At 45.7% G+C, this 20,494-nt stretch carries 12 protein-coding genes, 2 tRNA genes, 3 rRNA genes and 1 pseudogene; 9 read left to right on the top strand and 9 right to left on the bottom strand.

Features of this window, described 5'->3' with window-relative positions; genetic code table 11:
* The first annotated feature begins 505 nt into the window (after positions 1-505).
* From AC4MCD_RS14205 to AC4MCD_RS14170, 8 genes and pseudogenes are all read left to right on the top strand, one after another.
* A 16S ribosomal RNA gene (locus AC4MCD_RS14205) occupies positions 506-2,043 on the top strand.
* A gap of 61 nt (positions 2,044-2,104) precedes the next feature.
* A tRNA-Ile gene (locus AC4MCD_RS14200) sits at positions 2,105-2,181 on the top strand.
* Between the two features lie 66 nt (positions 2,182-2,247).
* Positions 2,248-2,323: transfer RNA gene (locus AC4MCD_RS14195), tRNA-Ala, on the top strand.
* Positions 2,324-2,722: 399 nt separating this feature from the next.
* A 23S ribosomal RNA gene (locus AC4MCD_RS14190) occupies positions 2,723-5,614 on the top strand.
* A gap of 202 nt (positions 5,615-5,816) precedes the next feature.
* Positions 5,817-5,931 (top strand): 5S ribosomal RNA (gene rrf, locus AC4MCD_RS14185).
* Together the 16S, 23S and 5S rRNA genes with 2 tRNA genes alongside form the textbook arrangement of a ribosomal RNA operon.
* A 578-nt stretch (positions 5,932-6,509) precedes the next feature.
* Entirely contained in the window at positions 6,510-7,904 is a 1,395-nt protein-coding gene (locus AC4MCD_RS14180; protein WP_491876310.1) for a GGDEF domain-containing protein, read from the top strand.
* Between the two features lie 143 nt (positions 7,905-8,047).
* A complete protein-coding gene (locus AC4MCD_RS14175; RefSeq protein WP_491876309.1) occupies positions 8,048-9,205 on the top strand; it encodes a PQQ-dependent sugar dehydrogenase in 1,158 nt (385 codons plus the stop codon).
* A 351-nt stretch (positions 9,206-9,556) separates the two neighbouring features.
* Positions 9,557-9,952: pseudogene (locus tag AC4MCD_RS14170) on the top strand (tautomerase family protein).
* Positions 9,953-10,208: 256 nt separating this feature from the next.
* Here AC4MCD_RS14170 and AC4MCD_RS14165 read toward each other — a convergent pair.
* The 5 genes from AC4MCD_RS14165 to ribF all read right to left on the bottom strand — a co-directional run bounded on the left by AC4MCD_RS14165 (position 10,209) and on the right by ribF (position 15,804).
* A complete protein-coding gene (locus AC4MCD_RS14165; RefSeq protein ID WP_005232867.1) occupies positions 10,209-10,751 on the bottom strand; it encodes an NADPH-dependent FMN reductase in 543 nt (180 codons plus the stop codon).
* Positions 10,752-10,884: 133 nt separating this feature from the next.
* On the bottom strand, positions 10,885-11,367 hold the full coding sequence (locus AC4MCD_RS14160; RefSeq protein WP_125278879.1) for an FKBP-type peptidyl-prolyl cis-trans isomerase: 483 nt from the start codon (positions 11,365-11,367) through the stop codon (positions 10,885-10,887).
* Complete coding sequence (gene lspA / locus AC4MCD_RS14155; RefSeq protein ID WP_004781354.1) at positions 11,360-11,899, bottom strand: signal peptidase II; 540 nt, start codon at positions 11,897-11,899, stop codon at positions 11,360-11,362. Before lspA ends, AC4MCD_RS14160 begins: the two co-directional genes overlap by 8 nt.
* Positions 11,892-14,738 (bottom strand): isoleucine--tRNA ligase, encoded by a 2,847-nt coding sequence (ileS, locus tag AC4MCD_RS14150; protein WP_491876308.1) that lies wholly within the window; start codon positions 14,736-14,738, stop codon positions 11,892-11,894. Before ileS ends, lspA begins: the two co-directional genes overlap by 8 nt.
* Before the next feature lie 64 nt (positions 14,739-14,802).
* Positions 14,803-15,804: a bifunctional riboflavin kinase/FAD synthetase gene (gene ribF, locus AC4MCD_RS14145; protein WP_104426775.1), complete on the bottom strand. Its 1,002-nt coding sequence runs from the start codon at positions 15,802-15,804 to the stop codon at positions 14,803-14,805.
* Between the two features lie 255 nt (positions 15,805-16,059).
* Here ribF and AC4MCD_RS14140 point away from each other — a divergent pair, with 255 nt between their 5' ends.
* Positions 16,060-16,623, top strand: coding sequence for a 5'-methylthioadenosine/S-adenosylhomocysteine nucleosidase family protein (locus tag AC4MCD_RS14140; protein ID WP_419365436.1), 564 nt, complete (start codon positions 16,060-16,062; stop codon positions 16,621-16,623).
* A 72-nt stretch (positions 16,624-16,695) separates the two neighbouring features.
* On the opposite strand, the gene AC4MCD_RS14135 is transcribed toward AC4MCD_RS14140, so the two are convergent.
* The 4 genes from AC4MCD_RS14135 to ssuD form a co-directional block, all read right to left on the bottom strand.
* Positions 16,696-17,319 (bottom strand): TetR/AcrR family transcriptional regulator, encoded by a 624-nt coding sequence (locus AC4MCD_RS14135; protein ID WP_005232857.1) that lies wholly within the window; start codon positions 17,317-17,319, stop codon positions 16,696-16,698.
* Positions 17,320-17,668: 349 nt separating this feature from the next.
* Positions 17,669-18,475 carry an ABC transporter ATP-binding protein gene (locus AC4MCD_RS14130; RefSeq protein WP_491876307.1) on the bottom strand — a complete coding sequence of 269 codons (807 nt, stop codon included), beginning with the start codon at positions 18,473-18,475 and terminating at the stop codon, positions 17,669-17,671.
* A 25-nt stretch (positions 18,476-18,500) separates the two neighbouring features.
* Positions 18,501-19,316 carry an aliphatic sulfonate ABC transporter permease SsuC gene (gene ssuC / locus AC4MCD_RS14125; protein ID WP_034705203.1) on the bottom strand — a complete coding sequence of 272 codons (816 nt, stop codon included), beginning with the start codon at positions 19,314-19,316 and terminating at the stop codon, positions 18,501-18,503.
* Complete coding sequence (gene ssuD / locus AC4MCD_RS14120; protein WP_491876306.1) at positions 19,316-20,491, bottom strand: FMNH2-dependent alkanesulfonate monooxygenase; 1,176 nt, start codon at positions 20,489-20,491, stop codon at positions 19,316-19,318. Before ssuD ends, ssuC begins: the two co-directional genes overlap by 1 nt.
* Positions 20,492-20,494: the final 3 nt, after the last annotated feature.

Raw genomic sequence — 20,494 nt, 5'->3', positions numbered from 1 at the left:
TACAGCCCTTAAATTATACGGTCTTATTTAAAAATCACAGTTTTTTGATAGTTATCAGGTCTTAATAAATTTTACTGTTTTAAATTGAATTGCAATGAATACGGCTTTTATTGAAGAAAAATGCTCAAAATTTAGATAAAAAAGCAATTTTTTAACGAAATTCGTAGAAAAAAGATACATACGTGAAAAATATAGTGAATTGGGGGTTGCAATGATTCTGAAATCCTCTAGAATGCACCCATACCGACGAGATAGACGGAAACGAACGAAGCAGATTGCTGAGTTGTTAAGTTTATTGAAGTCCAGCTTCTGGCATTGACGAGATGTTAGAAAGATCATTAAGAGATTATGAAGAACAACTTGTGTGGATTTTTACTGGTTGATTAATCGAAATTATTTTCATTGATTGAATGGTAGAAATTACTCGAAGTTTATTTGAGAAATATTTGTCAGAAAATTGATGAGCCAAGTTTAAGAACTTTACTTATAAAGTTCGAAATGATTTTAACTGAAGAGTTTGATCATGGCTCAGATTGAACGCTGGCGGCAGGCTTAACACATGCAAGTCGAGCGGGGATAGGGTGCTTGCACCTGATTCCTAGCGGCGGACGGGTGAGTAATGCTTAGGAATCTGCCTATTAGTGGGGGACAACGTTCCGAAAGGGACGCTAATACCGCATACGTCCTACGGGAGAAAGCAGGGGATCTTCGGACCTTGCGCTAATAGATGAGCCTAAGTCGGATTAGCTAGTTGGTGGGGTAAAGGCCTACCAAGGCGACGATCTGTAGCGGGTCTGAGAGGATGATCCGCCACACTGGGACTGAGACACGGCCCAGACTCCTACGGGAGGCAGCAGTGGGGAATATTGGACAATGGGGGCAACCCTGATCCAGCCATGCCGCGTGTGTGAAGAAGGCCTTTTGGTTGTAAAGCACTTTAAGCGAGGAGGAGGCTTACCTGGTTAATACCTGGGATAAGTGGACGTTACTCGCAGAATAAGCACCGGCTAACTCTGTGCCAGCAGCCGCGGTAATACAGAGGGTGCAAGCGTTAATCGGATTTACTGGGCGTAAAGCGCGCGTAGGTGGCTAATTAAGTCAAATGTGAAATCCCCGAGCTTAACTTGGGAATTGCATTCGATACTGGTTAGCTAGAGTATGGGAGAGGATGGTAGAATTCCAGGTGTAGCGGTGAAATGCGTAGAGATCTGGAGGAATACCGATGGCGAAGGCAGCCATCTGGCCTAATACTGACACTGAGGTGCGAAAGCATGGGGAGCAAACAGGATTAGATACCCTGGTAGTCCATGCCGTAAACGATGTCTACTAGCCGTTGGGGCCCTTGAGGCTTTAGTGGCGCAGCTAACGCGATAAGTAGACCGCCTGGGGAGTACGGTCGCAAGACTAAAACTCAAATGAATTGACGGGGGCCCGCACAAGCGGTGGAGCATGTGGTTTAATTCGATGCAACGCGAAGAACCTTACCTGGCCTTGACATACAGAGAACTTTCCAGAGATGGATTGGTGCCTTCGGGAACTCTGATACAGGTGCTGCATGGCTGTCGTCAGCTCGTGTCGTGAGATGTTGGGTTAAGTCCCGCAACGAGCGCAACCCTTTTCCTTATTTGCCAGCACTTCGGGTGGGAACTTTAAGGATACTGCCAGTGACAAACTGGAGGAAGGCGGGGACGACGTCAAGTCATCATGGCCCTTACGGCCAGGGCTACACACGTGCTACAATGGTCGGTACAAAGGGTTGCTACTGCGCGAGCAGATGCTAATCTCAAAAAGCCGATCGTAGTCCGGATCGCAGTCTGCAACTCGACTGCGTGAAGTCGGAATCGCTAGTAATCGCGGATCAGAATGCCGCGGTGAATACGTTCCCGGGCCTTGTACACACCGCCCGTCACACCATGGGAGTTTGTTGCACCAGAAGTAGGTAGTCTAACCTTAGGGAGGACGCTTACCACGGTGTGGCCGATGACTGGGGTGAAGTCGTAACAAGGTAGCCGTAGGGGAACCTGCGGCTGGATCACCTCCTTAACGAAAGATTGACGATTGGTAAGAATCCACAACAAGTTGTTCTTCATGACGATGTATCTGAGGGTCTGTAGCTCAGTTGGTTAGAGCACACGCTTGATAAGCGTGGGGTCACAAGTTCAAGTCTTGTCAGACCCACCACTACTGACGAAGCGTTAATTGCAGAGCGAACAGAAACGGAACGATACATTGACTTATTGATAAGCTGGGGACTTAGCTTAGTTGGTAGAGCGCCTGCTTTGCACGCAGGAGGTCAGGAGTTCGACTCTCCTAGTCTCCACCACGTATTCGTTCGAATACGTAATAAGCAAACGGTTTGATAGCTTATAGAGCTTAGTAAGAAAGCGGCGTATAATGCGCGGCATTGTTATTAACCTCTGTGATTTATCACAGTAATGCAGTCCGACGAGGATGCATTAAATCATTAACAGAATATATTTGAGTTGAAATAATTTGTTCATACTCATGAAAGAGCGGAAACAAGAGATCGCAAGATTGATTGTTGAAGTGATTGAATGAGAACTAGCGAAATTAACTGAATCAAGCGTTTTGGTATATGAATCTAATTGAAGCTGTACGGTAGTTAAATCTACGAGATACCAACTGTATGAGAGTGATGAGTAATCATCACAATCTGTTGCTCATCCTACTTGTAGGGATGAACGACTGTTTGGGGTTGTATAGTCAAGTAATTAAGTGCATGTGGTGGATGCCTTGGCAGTCAGAGGCGAAGAAAGACGTGATAGCCTGCGAAAAGCTCCGGGGAGGCGGCAAATATCCTGTGATCCGGAGATGTCTGAATGGGGAAACCCACCGGCTATAAGGTCGGTATCATAAACTGAATACATAGGTTTATGAGGCGAACGCGGAGAAGTGAAACATCTCAGTATCCGTAGGAAAAGAAATCAATTGAGATTCCCTCAGTAGCGGCGAGCGAAAGGGGAACAGCCCATTAAGTCATATCAGTTTTAGTGGAATGCTCTGGGAAGTGCAACCATAGTGGGTGATAGTCCTGTACACGAAAGGGCTGATATGATGATGTCGAGTAGGGCGAGGCACGTGAAACCTTGTCTGAATATAGGGGGACCATCCTCTAAGGCTAAATACTCCTGACTGACCGATAGTGAACCAGTACCGTGAGGGAAAGGCGAAAAGAACCCCTGTGAGGGGAGTGAAATAGATCCTGAAACCGCATGCATACAAGCAGTGGGAGCCACTTTGTGTGGTGACTGCGTACCTTTTGTATAATGGGTCAGCGACTTATATTCAGTAGCGAGGTTAACCGAATAGGGGAGCCGTAGAGAAATCGAGTCTTAATAGGGCGTTTAGTTGCTGGGTATAGACCCGAAACCGGGTGATCTATCCATGAGCAGGTTGAAGGTTGGGTAACACTAACTGGAGGACCGAACCCACTGTCGTTGAAAAGCCAGGGGATGACTTGTGGATAGGGGTGAAAGGCTAATCAAACTCGGTGATAGCTGGTTCTCCCCGAAAGCTATTTAGGTAGCGCCTCGGACGAATACCATTGGGGGTAGAGCACTGTTTCGGCTAGGGGGTCATCCCGACTTACCAAACCGATGCAAACTCCGAATACCAATGAGTACTATCCGGGAGACAGACTGCGGGTGCTAACGTCCGTAGTCAAGAGGAAAACAATCCAGACCGCCAGCTAAGGTCCCTAAATCATAGTTAAGTGGGAAACGATGTGGGAAGGCATAGACAGCTAGGAGGTTGGCTTAGAAGCAGCCACCCTTTAAAGAAAGCGTAATAGCTCACTAGTCGAGTCGGCCTGCGCGGAAGATGTAACGGGGCTAAAACTATGTACCGAAGCTGCGGATTTGCAATTTATTGCAAGTGGTAGGGGAGCGTTCTGTAAGCCGATGAAGGTGTGTTGAGAAGCATGCTGGAGGTATCAGAAGTGCGAATGCTGACGTGAGTAACGACAAAACGGGTGAAAAACCCGTTCGCTGAAAGACCAAGGGTTCCAGTCCAACGTTAATCGGGGCTGGGTGAGTCGACCCCTAAGGCGAGGCCGAGAGGCGTAGTCGATGGGAAATTGGTTAATATTCCAATACTTCAGTGTAATGCGATGAGAGGACGGAGAAGGTTAAGTCAGCCTGGCGTTGGTTGTCCAGGTGGAAGACAGTAGGCATGCATCTTAGGCAAATCCGGGGTGCTCTATGCTGAGAGTTGATAGCAAGCCAGTTTACTGGTGAAGTGGCTGATACCATACTTCCAGGAAAAGTCTCTAAGCTTCAGTTACACTGGAATCGTACCCGAAACCGACACAGGTGGTCAGGTCGAGTAGACCAAAGCGCTTGAGAGAACTCTGCTGAAGGAACTAGGCAAAATGGTACCGTAACTTCGGGAGAAGGTACGCTGTTGATGGTGATGGGACTTGCTCCTTGAGCTGTTGACAGCCTCAGAAACCAGGCCGCTGCAACTGTTTATTAAAAACATAGCACTCTGCAAACACGAAAGTGGACGTATAGGGTGTGATGCCTGCCCGGTGCTGGAAGGTTAATTGATGTGGTTAGCGCAAGCGAAGCTATTGATCGAAGCCCCAGTAAACGGCGGCCGTAACTATAACGGTCCTAAGGTAGCGAAATTCCTTGTCGGGTAAGTTCCGACCTGCACGAATGGCATAATGATGGCGGCGCTGTCTCCAGCAGAGGCTCAGTGAAATCGAATTCGCCGTGAAGATGCGGTGTACCCGCGGCTAGACGGAAAGACCCCGTGAACCTTTACTGCAGCTTGACATTGAACTTTGATCTTACTTGTGTAGGATAGGTGGGAGGCTTTGAAGTGGTGACGCTAGTTGCCATGGAGCCGTCCTTGAAATACCACCCTGGTAATATTGAGGTTCTAACTCTGCTCCCTGATCGGGAGCGAGGACCATGTCTGGTGGGTAGTTTGACTGGGGCGGTCTCCTCCTAAAGAGTAACGGAGGAGTACGAAGGTGCGCTCAGCGTGGTCGGAAATCACGCGTAGAGTATAAAGGCAAAAGCGCGCTTAACTGCGAGACCCACAAGTCGAGCAGGTACGAAAGTAGGTCTTAGTGATCCGGTGGTTCTGTATGGAAGGGCCATCGCTCAACGGATAAAAGGTACTCTGGGGATAACAGGCTGATACCGCCCAAGAGTTCATATCGACGGCGGTGTTTGGCACCTCGATGTCGGCTCATCTCATCCTGGGGCTGAAGCAGGTCCCAAGGGTATGGCTGTTCGCCATTTAAAGAGGTACGCGAGCTGGGTTTAGAACGTCGTGAGACAGTTCGGTCCCTATCTACCGTGGGCGCTGGAAATTTGAGAGGATCTGCTCCTAGTACGAGAGGACCAGAGTGGACGAACCTCTGGTGTACCGGTTGTGACGCCAGTCGCATCGCCGGGTAGCTATGTTCGGAAGGGATAACCGCTGAAAGCATCTAAGCGGGAAGCCTACCTCAAGATAAGATTTCCCCGAGACTTTATGTCTCCTAAAGAGCCGTTGAAGACTACGACGTTGATAGGTTGGATGTGGAAGTGCAGTGATGCATGAAGCTGACCAATACTAATTGCTCGTGAGGCTTGACTATACAACACCCAAGCAGTTGTATATAAAGCATCAATTGATTTCATATTGATCTAACGATCAGACGAAACCTTGATTTAGTTAAGCTAATCGAACAAACTACTGCAACTCAGATACATCTGTTAATGCATTCTATTTGAAGAAAGCTAGGCAAACGAAGCGTAAGCAACGTAGATAAGACCATAGCGAGTAATCATACCAGTTGTGCTGGCGACCATAGCAAGAGTGAACCACCTGATCCCTTCCCGAACTCAGAAGTGAAACCTCTTAGCGCTGATGGTAGTGTGGGGTATCCCATGTGAGAGTAAGTCATCGCCAGCTCATTATTCCAAAAGCCCTCTGCTAGCGCAGGGGGCTTTTTTTATATTTATATAATCACTTTTCTCTCTTTAACGACTAATTTTTTACAGCTGTATAATCTCTGATCAGCTGTAAAATGTTATACTACTCGTGTAAATATTTTTTATTCTCTGAGTCATATGCAGCAGATTCTCATAAACACATTTGTGTTGATATGGCTCAGTTTGATTTCTCCACAGCTATACGCTGTAACAGAATTAAATTTTGATCATCATCAGTATATCAAACTCGATGGAGAATGAGAGTTCTATCCCAATCAGCTGATTGATCCCATTTCTGAGCAGCGATCATCCCCATTAAATTCCTCTAGTCAGACTCTTGCTGCTGAAAAAGTTCATTTACCTAATTCTTTCCTGACCTTAACAGGTCATAAAGACCATATTGGAACTTTTCAAAAAGCCTTCAGGCTGCCTGAATCAGCCATTAATCATGCGGTTTATGTTTATGTACCATACCAGTATGGGGCTTATCGCATGTATGTCGATGATTATCTCCTGATAGAAGTAGGGTAGGTAGGCATACATGGTCAGCATCAGACCATGATGGCGCCAAAGCTGGCTTCTTTCTTTCCCTCACAGCGAGAAGTGACGATTACCATTCAGGCTTCAAGTTATCACCATATCCGTGGCGGGCTGGAAAACAGCATGTTTATTGGCTTTAACCAGCCTATTCTGGATAAGTTTTATGATCAGGTGATTCCTTTAAGTGTGATCAGTGGCGTTCTGCTGATGATTGGCTGCTTTATGGTGTTCTTTGCAGTATTTCGCAGCCTTAAAACGCAAGCAGGTAATTTGCTGCTGTTTCTAGGGTTATTTATTCTGTGCTTGAGCCTGCGTAGCTTCTTTGCAGTTCCATTTATTTATACTTTATTCACGAATATTTCCTGGGTATGGGGCACACGATTTGAGTATTTACTGACTGAATTGGCGACTCTATTTTTCCTGATTTATATCTATTTATTGCCTTATCGACTGTTAAATCCTTATTTATTAAAAATCACAGCTTTGTTAATTAGTATCAATGTGGCTGTGACCCTGTTTACGCTGCCTTATATATTCCAGAGCTTCTTTTTCCAGAGCTTTAGTATTGCAGTACTGGTCTTTATTAATCTGCTTTATGGCGCTTACCGCATGCATAAATCGCATGTGCGTTATTCCAAGATCAATTCTATTGCGGTGGTGCTGGTCTGCCTGACCTTCCTGCATGACTATTTACTTGCTTTAAAGGTGATAGATTCAGTTGAAATTGCATTTTATACATCTTGTGCCTATTTCATTTTAATTACCTTTCAGCTCAGCCGTGATTATGCGGTGCAAAGTATTAATACCGAGTTGTTAAACAAGCAGCTTTTGCGCCTGAATAAAGAACTTGATCAGAAGGTTCGGGACTGTACGCGTGATATCACCTTGCTCAATGAGAAACTCGCGCAGCAGGTGAGGCTGGATTCGCTGACAGGTGCCTATAATCGCTTTGCCTTAAATGAAGAGCTTCAGCAGCAATATGAATATACAATCGCAAATCAGACTTCGCTGGCTGTTTATATGATCGATGTAGATTATTTTAAAAACTATAATGACTATTATGGCCATCTCAAAGGTGACTATATTTTAAAAACACTGGTTCAAACTATTCAGCAAATATTGCCTGAAAATGGCTTTCTGGCCCGTTATGGGGGTGAGGAATTTGCGGTTTTACTGGCAGATATTTCCTCGCAGGAAGCCGAAGCTTTTGCCGAGCAACTTTGTGAGGTCATTCGTCAGCTCAATTTGGAACATGCCAATCGTGGGGATGACAAGACCTGGATCAGTATCAGTGTTGGGGCAGCGATTATGGACGCTGAGCATATCTATAAAAATGTTGACCGTTTACTGAAAACAGCCGATCAGCAGTTGTATCAGGCGAAAATCCTTCGTGATTCAGCCTATATTAAATAATAAAAAATCTAATCAATACATCAGCTATCTTATTGAGATTATGTTATATCCGCTTACGATTCCTTTACTTTTTTATTATTTTAGCCGCTGTCTGGAATGCTAAATTGGTACTTATCTGAATGAAATTAGCATGAAGAATAACAATGAAACAGACTCAAATAGCAGCAATTTTATTATTAAGCTTGGGTTCCTATAGCCTGACTGCCTGTGCCCAAGACAAGACTTCATCACCGGCAGCTGGGAAATCCGCTGCCAAAACCACACAGCAAGCCTATAAAGTTGAAGAATTTACGCAATTGAATGAGCCATGGGCACTGACTGAGCTGCCGGATCAGCGTTTACTGATTACCGAAAGATCAGGAAAATTAAAATTATTTAATCCAGCCAATCGCAGCACTCAAACTATTCAGGGTATCCCTCAAGTGGCCTATGGCGGACAAGGTGGCTTAGGCGATATTGCACTCCATCCTGACTTTGCCAAGAATCAATGGGTGTATCTCAGTTATGCCGAACAGGGGCAGGGTGGCTATGGTGCAGTCGTGGTTCGTGGCAAACTAGATCTCACCAAGAGCACCCCTCAACTCACTCAGATCAAAAAAATCTGGACTCAGGTACCGAAATTTTCTTCCGGACAGGGTCATTATGGGCACCGGATTATCTTTGGCTCAGACAATAAGCTCTGGATCAGTTCGGGTGAACGTCAGCAATTTAATCCAGCCCAGGACATGAACTCCAATGCCGGCAAGATTATTCGTCTGAATGACGATGGTTCAATTCCTTCCGATAATCCATTTATGAATCAGGGCGAAATTGCCAAGCAGGTCTGGAGTCTGGGACACCGTAATCCTCTCGGTTTGGCATTTGATCCACAAGGGCAGCTTTGGGTGATTGAAATGGGTCCTAAAGGCGGTGATGAGCTGAATAAAGTGATAAAAGGCAAAAATTATGGCTATCCGATCGTCTCCAATGGGGATCATTATGATGGCAAGCCGATTCCAGATCACAGCACCCGACCAGAGTTTGAAGCACCAGCACTAGATTGGACTCCAGTAATTTCTCCTTCAGACTTGTTGTTCTATACTGGCAATAGCTTTCCTCAATGGAAAAATAAAGCCATTGCTACAGGTCTGTCTTCTCAGGCAATGATTGTAATTGATACCACTCAAAATCCTGCGAAAGAAATACAGCGACTGGATATGAAAGAGCGGATTCGTGGTGCGATTCAGGCCAAAGATGGCTCACTCTGGGTGATTGAAGATAGTCCAAAAGCCAAGTTGCTTAAGATGACCACCCCTCAGTAAAAAGCTAAATAGTTAATATCAGAATGAAAGAAAAAGGCCCCAACTCCTGTGAGGGCCTTTTCAAATTTAGCTCAGATACCTTTCCTCCGGTATCGATCAGCATCCTGCCGATGTTTTATTCTTGTTTTTGCAAGACTTCCTGTCTTGGTATGTACTCAATATAGCCTGAGTCAGAAAGACCGAGTAGAGGCATTGACCGCATCTGCTGTAGGCCAGAGGCGACAAGCTCACTTGAAAATATTTATCCGATTAATTCCAGAGTTCTCAGGATAATTTTACGATATGGTAGAGATAGGAGGCCTTATTGAAGCTCATCTCTCTATTCAATAAAATAATAAAAAGGAGAAGCACATGCCTACCGTTCAAATTGAAGTCCAGCAGCAATATTCCCATGCTGATGAAGAGCAGTTACTCAATTGCGTATTTCAATGTGTGAAAAATGCCTTTCAACTGCCTGACTATGACCGTAATATCCGGCTGGTGGTACATGAAGCGCATCGTTTTCAGTATATGACTCATCTGGCTCAGCCTTAATACTTTACCTTGATCAGTATTGACTGCTTCGCTGGCCGAAGTCTGGAGACCAAGCGCAAACTGTATCAGCAGATTGTAGAAAGCTTGGAAAAATTGGGCATTCCGCCTGATCATATTCTGATTCATCTGCGAGAAAGTCCATTGGAAAACTGGGGAATCCGCGGTGGGCAAACGGCCTGTGATGTCAATTTAGGCTTTAATGTAGAGATCTGATTTTTTTTAAGAAAAATAAAAGATTTTAAATACAAAAAAGCCCCAACATCCTGTTGAGGCTTTTCTGGATTTGCTTCTCAGATCTGACTCCTGTCTGACCTGTCAACGTCCTATTACTCTGCGCTTTTTATTGTTGTTGTATCGCTTTGCAGACTTCCTGTCTGTCTATGAATCAAACTATAGCCTTGAACTGAAAGTGGGAATAGCCGACAAATTCTGCGCTGCCTGTAGGCTAAAGCGCACATTGCTGTCGTCCTCAGGCACTGACATATTGGATCAGTTTATCCACAACATCTCTGAGTGTTTTATTGTCGAATTCATTCCCTTCAAAGCTGTAGTCTTTATTACGACTAAAAATATCCCGAAGCTCTACAATCGCATTGGTATCCACCATGCCAAGCTGAGTGCCGACCTGACGGATCTGATCAATGGAACGTGAGCCGTTGGTGACGCCATAACCGATATAAGCTGCCGGTTTGCCTTGCCATTCCTTGGCCAGATAATCCAGCGCATTCTTTAATGCCGGGCTATAGCCATGGTTATATTCAGGGCTGATAAAAATAAATGCATCCGCAAGGGCAATAAAGTCGGCCCATTCCTGCTGTTTCGGCTGATCATAAATACCGGTCAATGGGGGATGAGAACCAGCAAAAAGCGGAAGATCCCATTCTTTTAAGTCGACAAGTTCGGTTTCAAGCGTGCTAAAACCATATTTTTTAATTTCCTGTAGTACCCAATGTGCGACCTTAATTGCTGTACGTCCTTCACGCACACTGCCAACCACAATATAAATTTTCATATCTTTCCCTTTCTTATCGCATGCTCATCAAATTAAATTAATCAGATTTCTGAACAGAGACTAGAGAGGATTTGTATCCAGAAACTAAAAAAGCTCCCGAAGGAGCTCTTTTAAATCATGTGATTAGCCGATATTACATCAGCTTCACGCCTTGCTGGCCAGCTGGAGTAACTTTGAAGATTTCGACTTCAAAGGTGATATTTTTACCTGCAAGCGGATGATTAAAGTCCACTTCGGTAATATCATCATTTACGGATCTTACTACGCCATACAAAGTCGATTTGGCCTTGTCTTCAAACTCGATCATGTGACCTTCGATCGGACGTTCGCCAAATTTCACCGTATCAAATTTTTGGACATTTTCAGGATTCCACGGACCAAAAGCTTCTTCGGGCGGGAGGCTGACGGTACGACGGTCACCAGCACGCAAGCCCATCAAGGCTTTTTCAAAACCTGGTAATAGGTTGCCATCACCAATGGTCAGGCTTACCGGTTCTTCACGGCTACGGGTATTGTCAATTTCTACGCCACTTTCGATCGCGACAGAAAAATGAAGCTCGACTTTAGAGCCGTCTTCAACACGAGTTTCCTCGTTAGGATTAATAAAATCAGTCATGTTGCGCCTGTGCACGTTGAATTCGGTGTTTTTCCAGGAAAAACGTATCAATCAGCAGCAGAATCGTACCTAAAGTAATGGCACTATCCGCAATATTAAAAGCAGGGAAGTGGCTGTTCTGATAATAGACATGAATAAAGTCGACCACATAACCTAAAGAAATGCGGTCAATCAGGTTACCAATAGCACCACCCAGAATCAGGGCAACTGCTAGTGGCAAGACTTTCATGCTCTTTGGCATACGCATCAGCCAGAACACGAAAACCACAGACACTAAACCTGCAAGAGAGGTAAAGAAATAGCGTTGCCAGCCACCAGCATCGGACAAGAAACTAAAGGCAGCGCCATAGTTATGTAATAGTGTCCAATTTAAAAAGGGCAGGACGGGCACCGGATCTGCATATTCCAGATGTGTTACCGCAATCCATTTGGTCCATTGATCTAGAATGATCGCCAGAATAGCCAGTCCGATCCACCACAAATTGTGAGGATAGAACTGGAACAGACCCTTTTTCTGCTGTGGGTTAGGCATATTTTCTCTCTTCACCTTGGCCGCTCGGGAGGTTAATGATACAACGACCGCATAGTCCTGGATGTGAGGCATGTGTATTCACATCAGGAAGCACATGCCAGCAGCGTACACATTTCTCGCCATCTGCCGCAGATACTTTTACGCGTAGGCCTTCAAGTTCAGCGTCATTGCCTTGAGCAGCATCAAACGGATTCACGATTACCTGAGAAGTGATCAGAACGAAACGCAGCTCATCACCCAGACGGTCTAGAACAGCTTTCAGTTCATCATTGGCCCACAGCTCAACTTTGGCAGACAGGTTTGAACCTACCAGTTTCTCGTTACGCGCATTTTCAATGTGTTTGTTCACCGCGGATTTCACGGCAATCAGGGTTTGCCAGTCTGCTTCAGATAACAGGTTAGCTTGTGCAGAAACTGGAATATCGTACCATTCAGCAGTGAAGACATATTTCTCACTTTGACCTGGAATTAGTGGCCATGCTTCTTGAGCAGTGAAGCTCAGGATTGGCGCCATCCAGCGAACAAAGGCTTGTACCAGATGATACAGTGCAGTTTGCGCAGAATGACGTGCCTGCGAGTCTGCTTTAGTAGTGTACTGACGGTCTTTGATGATGTCTAAGTAGAAACCACCGAGGTCGTTAATACAGAAGTTGGTCAAGGCATTGGTCACGATATGGAAGTTCATATCTTCATATGCTTTCTTGATGGTTTCCTGTACATCATTGGCGCGTTGCAGGATGTATTGATCCAGTGCAATCAGTTGATCTACGGGTAGGGCATCAGTTGCCGGGTTGAAGCCATTCAGGTTTGCCAGTAAGAAACGCAGGGTATTACGGATACGACGGTAACCATCTGATGCACGGTTAAAGATCTCTTTACCTGCGGTCATTTCATAACGGTAATCTGCTGAAGCGATCCAGAAACGCAGGCCGTCTGCACCCATGTTCTTGATAATGTCTTGCGGAGTAATGATATTACCCAGCGATTTCGACATTTTGCGGCCTTTCTCATCGACTACGAAACCGTGAGTCAGCAGACCTTTATATGGCGCACGTTGATTGATTGCCATAGAGGTCAATAATGAAGACTGGAACCAGCCACGGTGTTGGTCTGAACCTTCAAGATACAGATCAGCCGGATCGGTTAATTCTTCACGGTCACGCAGCACTGCATAGTGGGTTGTACCAGAGTCAAACCATACGTCTAAGGTATCGCGAACCGCGTTGTACTGCTCAGCATCATCACCAATGAAGTCTTTGGCTTCACGGTTATACCAGGCATCAATACCTTCCTGTTCGATCAGTTTTGCGACTTCTTCGATCAGTTCAGGTGTACGTGGGTGCAGCTCATTGGTGTCTTTATGCACGAAGAATGGGATTGGCACACCCCAAGTACGTTGACGTGAGATACACCAGTCCGGACGGCCTTCGATCATTGCCTGGATACGGTTTTTACCCCAATCCGGTACAAAGCTGATGTCATTTTCAATGGCATTCAATGCGCCCTGACGCAGACCTTTTTCATCCATGCTGATGAACCATTGTGGGGTCGCACGGAAGATAATTGGAGTTTTATGACGCCAGCAGTGCGGGTAGCTATGCTTGATAGGCTTATGTGCCCATAGCTTGTTAGCTTCGCCAAGCGCCGCAATAATTTGTGGATTGGCCTTGTAGATATGTTCGCCTGCAAATAGGGGTGAAGTCGGTAAATACACACCATTACCACCTACAGGATTATCCACTTTCAGGTTATACAGCAGACCAACTTTATAGTCGTCCACACCATGGCCAGGCGCAGTATGTACAGCGCCAGTACCGCTGGTTGCGATAACGTGTTCACCCAGAATGACTGGCACTTGACGCTCAGCAATTAAAGGATGTTGCAGTACCAGATTCTCAAGTTTTGCACCGGCAAAATCGGCAATCACTTCAACCGCGTTAAAGCCATAACGCTCAGTTGCAGACTCAACCAGATCTTTGGCCAGGATAAAGTTTTGTGCAGCTTTATCTTCACCACGTGCAACGACCAGCTGGTATTCAATTTCAGCATGTAAGGCAACTGCCTGGTTCGCAGGCAGGGTCCAAGGCGTAGTCGTCCAGATCACGATATCGGTTGAGTCTTTAACTTCAACACCTAAACGTGCAGACAGATCCGCCAGATCCACCACGGTGAAACCCACGTCAATCGCGTCTGACTTTTTATCTTCATATTCAACTTCAGCTTCAGCCAGTGCTGAACCACAGTCCAGACACCAGTTCACCGGTTTAAGGCCTGGCTGGATATGGCCATTTTTCGCGATTTCACCGAGTGAACGCACGATGTTGGCTTCCTGCTTGAAGTTCATGGTGAGATAAGGATTGCTCCAGTCACCAAATACACCCATACGGATGAAGTCTTTTTTCTGTAGCTCCACCTGGCTCAATGCATATTCGCGGCAAGCTTTACGGAAAGTAGGCGCATCCACTTTAACGCCGACCTTACCGACTTTTTCTTCAACTTTCAGTTCAATTGGAAGACCATGACAATCCCAGCCTGGTACATAAGGTGCATCAAAACCATCCATGATGCGGCTTTTAATGATGATGTCTTTAAGTACCTTGTTGACTGCATGACCTAAGTGAATCTGGCCATTGGCATATGGAGGGCCATCATGAAGCACGTATTTTTTCTTGCCAATTCGCGATGCACGAATCTGCTGATAAATGTCATCGGCATACCACTCTTCTAACCATTTCGCTTCACGTACTGCCAGATTTGCTTTCATTGCAAAGTCAGTACCTGGGAGGTTCAGCGTGGCTTTATAATCCACTGCATTTTCAGGAGTTTGCTTATCGCTCATGCAAGTTGTCTTCCAATTTAATCAGTCATTAGACTGACACGTTTTACAATAAAAATACGGGACATTAAAAGGGAAATGTGGGGTGTTTTCGACGAAACTCAAGCAGTTTCTCAACATCATCATCAATTCCGGCCTTTAACGCTTCAAGCGAAGGATAATCTTTTTCGCCATGCAGATAATTCAAGAAGGTTACCCGCATTAACAGGCCATACAGATTAGCAGAAACATCAGGAAAATGTACTTCTAATCGCCATTCCGGATGAGTCTGTTTGATCGCAGGGCGGGTACCCACATGACCGGCACCAAACAGGCTGCCCTGATCATAGCCGGCAATACCCGGCTGTTCAGGATTTTCCTGCTGAACCTTGGCGCTGAGTGATCCGGTTTCACAGACGACTTCAACCCCATAAATGCCCTGCAGGCAGGGTTTATGCCGGTTCAACCGGACATTAATGGTCGGGAAATCAATGGTACGGCCAATCTGGTCGCCGTATTGCACCCGGCCGGTAATACTATAAGGACGTCCCAGCAATTTGGCTGCCAGAGCCAGGTCACCCGCTTGCAGGGTCTGACGGATGCGGGTAGAACTGACCCGTTCACCATCCAAGGCAATGGTATGCAGGTTGGTGACCTTAAATCCATAATCTCGCAGGAATTCACTATTGCCTTGACGGTTTTTACCAAAGTGAAAATCATCCCCCAAGACCAGATGTGCCGCATTCAGTTTATCTTTCAGAATGTCGGCAAAGGCTTCGGCACTCAGGCTTCGAAAATGATGATCAAACTTGGCGACCGCAATATAGTCCACACCCAGTTCGCTTAAATATTCCACCTTTTCACGCAAAGAAGAAATACGCGGCGGTGCTTCATAACCTTTAAAAAATTCAAGCGGTTGTGGCTCGAAGATCATCACAACAGTTTTTAGTTGCTCAGCTTCTGCAACAGCTTTTAACTGTTTGATCATGGCCTGATGACCCAGATGCACGCCGTCAAAATTACCAATTGTAACGGCGGTTTTTGGCAATTCAGAATGTGACGCTAAAGCATTGAGACGGAGCAGCTGCATAGGCGAAATCAGGGAATTGAAAAATAGGAAAGGCTATATATTGCCATAATCTCAACGATTCGTCTTGCTGTTGTGTTTTTATGCAAAAAAATTATTGAAAAATCACGAAACACATCAAGAAGAAAGTGTGCCATCCAAGAATCTTCTGTGGTTATTTAAGTGAAAGATCTGCAAAACAGAAATCTAAAAACCCGCTTTTCATTGCCTGGATTTTGCTTTCTAATGTCACGGTTTTCTTAGTCTCGGGTAGTATACATGTCAGATTCGGCACTCATTATGGCATTGGCCAGTGAATCCAAAGGTTTGTTCGAAGCAGAGGGTGTAGAAGTCCACTATAGTGGCATCGGCAAGGTGAATGCTGCTTTTAAGGCTTTTGAAGTGATTCAGAAAACCCGCTGTAAAACCCTGATTAATCTCGGCACAGCAGGCAGTTCCCATTTCAAGGCGCATGAACTGGTTGAAGTTAAGCGTTTTGTACAACGTGATATGGATGTTTCACCACTAGGATTTGAAGTAGGTATTACCCCGATGGATGATCATTTGCCAGGCGCAATTGATCTGGAACCATTTTTTGTCCATTTACCGAAAGGGGTTTGTGGAACAGGGGATAGCTTTGAAACAGGCTTGCCGAAAGTGGCTTGTCAGCTGGTCGATATGGAAGGCTATGCGCTGGCCAAGGTATGCAGAAAATTGGATGTGCGCCTGATTTCAGTCAAATATATTACTGACGGTGCAGATGATAGTGCTCATTTGGACTGGGAAGAGAATCTGCTGCTGGGTGCGCAGAAATTATTGAATTTATATCAAACGTTAAAATAATAATAAAGGGTGAGAGAAGGGGTCGGCGACCATAAAATTTATGGTCGTATGCCAAATGATTTTTGCGTTGACCTATTTTTCTTGTGTACGCGGAAGTACGCCGTACAGCATCATATGTACAGTATGCTGGATAATCCGTTGTTGCATGCTGCGGTTACGCAAGGTCTTGCCCGTCACCATTTCCATCTGGGTCGCGAAATCTGCATAGTTCTGGGTTACCGCCCAGATATTCAGAATCAGCAGTTCAGGATCGATATCTTTAGAAATCTTACCTTGTTCCTGCCAGTTTGAAATCACTTTGGCTTTACGCTTGACCAGTTTTTTCAATGGACCTTTTAAGATTTCTAAAATGTGCGGCGCACCCTGAATCACTTCCAGAGCGAACAGGCGTGAAGCTTTAGGCTGGGTACGCGATACTTCAATTTTTTGCATCAAATAATTGGTAATCGCTTCTTCAGGCTCAAGATCGGCTTCTAGCATTTGTAAAGGTGCCAGCCATTTTTGTAGAACAGTCGTTAAAACCTCTACATAGAGCGCCTCTTTATTTTCGTAATAATAGAAAATATTCGACTTATGCATTTCTGCGATTTGTGCGATCTCATCTAAACTCGCCCCATTAAAACCGTATAGGGAAAAAACATCGAGTGCGGCATTCAGCAGCTGGTTGCGTTTTTGAGTACTCTTTTTTTGTTCCATCAGCAAATATTAAAAACAATTAAAAAAGGGAATTTTTAATTGTACGTCAAATCATCAGATTTGTGCATCAAGTCAGGTGCTAATTTTATGAATAATGATGATTTATTCTTTAGATTAAAGATACAATTAGTATCGGTTTAAGGCGCAGGAATTAAAAACCAAGCTTTTGAAAAGGTTGATAATTTTTTAAGGGGTAATTATTACCTTGAAGCATCATAAAGTTAAAATAAAATTAATGAATTAAGTTGAAATTTTGCCAATTGCTGAATAAATAATCAGTAAGACAGATATTCTCTTGATTCGAAATAAGGAATCCAGAATAACCAGCTATTCCAGATTCCCACGCATTTCAGGTTGCAAGAACGGCATTCAGAACCTGTTGTTCAAGTTCGGCGAATTTCACATTCTTTTGGCGTGGACGCGGAAGATCAACTTTAAACTCTTTGGCAATATGGCCTTTGTCCAGCAGGATAATCCGGTCTGCCAGTTGTACGGCTTCACTCACGTCGTGGGTGACCAGAATCGCGGTAAAGCCCTGTTCAGTCCATAATTTTTCAATCAGGTTCTGCATATCCAGACGGGTCAGGGCATCCAGCGCACCAAGTGGTTCATCTAGCAATAAAATACGTGGCTTATGTGACAAGGCACGTGCCAGAGCAGTACGCTGACGTTGACCACCAGACAGTTGTGAAGGCCAAAGCCCAGCTTTTTCTTTTAAGCCGACTTTCTCCAGCATTTGTGAAGCATTGCTATGCTGGTCTTTGGGTAGGCCGAGTTGCACGTTCTGTTCGATGCTCCGCCATGGCAATAAACGCGGATCCTGGAACATCACGCGGATATCATCAGCGGTAATACCTTCACGAATATGACGCGCAGACTTGAATTTAATTTCACCGTAACTCTGTTTTTCAAGATCGGCAATCAGACGGAGCAGGGTACTTTTACCACAGCCACTACGTCCAACAATCGCCAGAAATTCACCCGGCTGAATATGCAGGTTCAGATCTTCCAGTACCTTCACCGAGCCATAGAACTTGTGCAGCTGTTCAATAATGATTTCGGCACCGGCAACTGCATTGGGATTGATATCGGTTGCAGCAGGCTCCTGCACTGCAGTCGGATCATTGGCAAGACGCCCTAAGCTGAGATCAGTCATCACATGCTCCTCAATATTTTTTCAATTATTTTTGATAGCCAGCATGCCAGCGCAGCAGGAATCGTTCTAAGGCCACGGCCAAGACATCTGCCAGTTTACCGAGCAGGGCATACAGTAAAATACCCACCAGTACGACATCGGTTTGCAGGAATTCACGCGCGTTCATGGTCATATAGCCGATGCCGGACTGGGCAGAAATCGTTTCCGCCACAATCAGCAGTACCCACACCAGACCGAGTGAAAAACGCAGACCGACCAGAATTGAAGGCATTGCCCCTGGCAGGATGATTTCTTTATAAAGCTGCCAGCGGGTCAGGCCATAGCTTTTACCCATTTCAATCAGCTGGGGATCGACTGAACGAATCCCATGATAGGTATTGATGTAGATTGGGAAGAACACACCAATGGCCACCAGGAACAGCTTGGCTGATTCATCAATCCCGAACCAGAGAATCACCAGTGGAATTAAGGCCAAAGCCGGGATATTACGGATCATCTGCAAGGTGGTATCCAGCAGGGTAGAAGCCGTTTTGGATGAACCATTCAGAAGACCCAAAATCAGCCCTAGACCACCACCCACCAATAAACCACTTAAGGCACGACCAGCACTGACTTTGACATGCGTCCACAACTCACCGCTGAGCAGCAAATTCCAGAACGCGATGACTACGGCACTCGGTGCAGGCAATATGCGGCTTTCCAGCAAACCGGTACTCGACGCAATTTGCCAGAGTAGAATTAATCCGACAGGAACTAACCAGGGCAGCAAACGCTGCCCAAGCTGTGTTCCACGTGAAACCTTCTTTTCTGCGAGGGTTTCAACTGAAACGACTTTCGACATTAAGCTGGCTCCTGAACACTCTCAGCCTTCTTGTTCTCATCTGGAGTATAGTTATTTGCCACAATCTCACCGAATGGACCAGTCAGGTTTGGCTGAGCCAGTTTTTGTTGAGTTTCCAATGGAAGTAATGGGAATACCAGTTCCGCAAAACGGATCGATTCTTCCAGATGTGGGTAGCCTGAGAAAATGAAGGTATCGATACCTAGATCAGCATATTCTTGGATACGTGCTGCGACAGTTTTCGGGTCACCTACAAGCGCTGTACCTGCACCGCCACGTACCAGACCTACACCTGCCCACAGGTTCGGAGACACTTCGAGTTTGCTACGGTCGCCATTATGCAGCTCAGCCATACGACGTTGGCCGACAGAGTCCATTTGCTTGAATTTGGCTTGTGCAGCAGCAATGGTGGCATCGTCTACATACTGGATGAGCTCATCTGCGGCTCTCCATGCTTCTTCATTGGTTTCACGCACGATCACATGTAGACGGATACCGTAGCTCAGCTTGCGACCTTTCGCTTCGGCTTTGGCGCGGACATTTTCAATCTTTTCTTTCACTGCTGCAGGTGGCTCACCCCAAGTCAGGTAAGTGTCGACCTGATCAGTGGCCAGTTCAACGGCTGCATCTGAAGAACCACCGAACCAGAGTGGTGGATATGGTTTTTGAATCGGTGGATAAAGCAGTTTGGCATCGTCCACACTTAAGCGTTCGCCATGGAACGTAAAGCTTTCGCCGGTATGTGAACGGGTCAGGATTTCACGCCAGATTGTCGTGTATTCAGCCGCAGTCTTGTAGCGTGTTGCATGATCTTCATAAACGCCGTCACCTTTTAATTCTTGCTCATCACCACCCGTCACCAGGTTCAGCAATATACGGCCACCAGACAGACGGTCAAAGGTTGCAGCCATACGCGCAGTCAGGGCAGGCGTAGTAACACCTGGACGCAGCGCGACGAGGAATTTCAATTTTTTAGTGGCATCAATCAGGCTGGCTGCAGTTAACCACGGATCTTCACATGAACGGCCAGTCGGGATTAATACACCTTCATAACCAAGATTATCGACCGCAACCGCAATCTGCTTCATGTAAGCATGATCGACCTGGCGTGCACCTTTGCTGGTACCTAAGTAGCGGCTGTCGCCATGTGTCGGGATAAACCAGAAAATTTTCATGTC

It is taken from the genome of Acinetobacter sp. CAU_H_78 (assembly GCF_058599365.1).
This window is presented reverse-complemented; position numbering and strand designations above follow the sequence as displayed.

Excerpts from the sequence above, each read along its gene's own strand:
- AC4MCD_RS14180 (WP_491876310.1), top strand. The coding sequence starts at position 6,510 with ATGATGGCGCCAAAGCTGGCTTCTTTCTTTCCCTCACAGCGAGAAGTG.
- AC4MCD_RS14175 (WP_491876309.1), top strand. The coding sequence starts at position 8,048 with ATGAAACAGACTCAAATAGCAGCAATTTTATTATTAAGCTTGGGTTCC.
- AC4MCD_RS14165 (WP_005232867.1), bottom strand. The coding sequence starts at position 10,751 with ATGAAAATTTATATTGTGGTTGGCAGTGTGCGTGAAGGACGTACAGCA.
- AC4MCD_RS14160 (WP_125278879.1), bottom strand. The coding sequence starts at position 11,367 with ATGACTGATTTTATTAATCCTAACGAGGAAACTCGTGTTGAAGACGGC.
- lspA (WP_004781354.1), bottom strand. The coding sequence starts at position 11,899 with ATGCCTAACCCACAGCAGAAAAAGGGTCTGTTCCAGTTCTATCCTCAC.
- ileS (WP_491876308.1), bottom strand. The coding sequence starts at position 14,738 with ATGAGCGATAAGCAAACTCCTGAAAATGCAGTGGATTATAAAGCCACG.
- ribF (WP_104426775.1), bottom strand. The coding sequence starts at position 15,804 with ATGCAGCTGCTCCGTCTCAATGCTTTAGCGTCACATTCTGAATTGCCA.
- AC4MCD_RS14140 (WP_419365436.1), top strand. The coding sequence starts at position 16,060 with ATGTCAGATTCGGCACTCATTATGGCATTGGCCAGTGAATCCAAAGGT.
- AC4MCD_RS14135 (WP_005232857.1), bottom strand. The coding sequence starts at position 17,319 with ATGGAACAAAAAAAGAGTACTCAAAAACGCAACCAGCTGCTGAATGCC.
- AC4MCD_RS14130 (WP_491876307.1), bottom strand. The coding sequence starts at position 18,475 with ATGACTGATCTCAGCTTAGGGCGTCTTGCCAATGATCCGACTGCAGTG.
- ssuC (WP_034705203.1), bottom strand. The coding sequence starts at position 19,316 with ATGTCGAAAGTCGTTTCAGTTGAAACCCTCGCAGAAAAGAAGGTTTCA.
- ssuD (WP_491876306.1), bottom strand. The coding sequence starts at position 20,491 with ATGAAAATTTTCTGGTTTATCCCGACACATGGCGACAGCCGCTACTTA.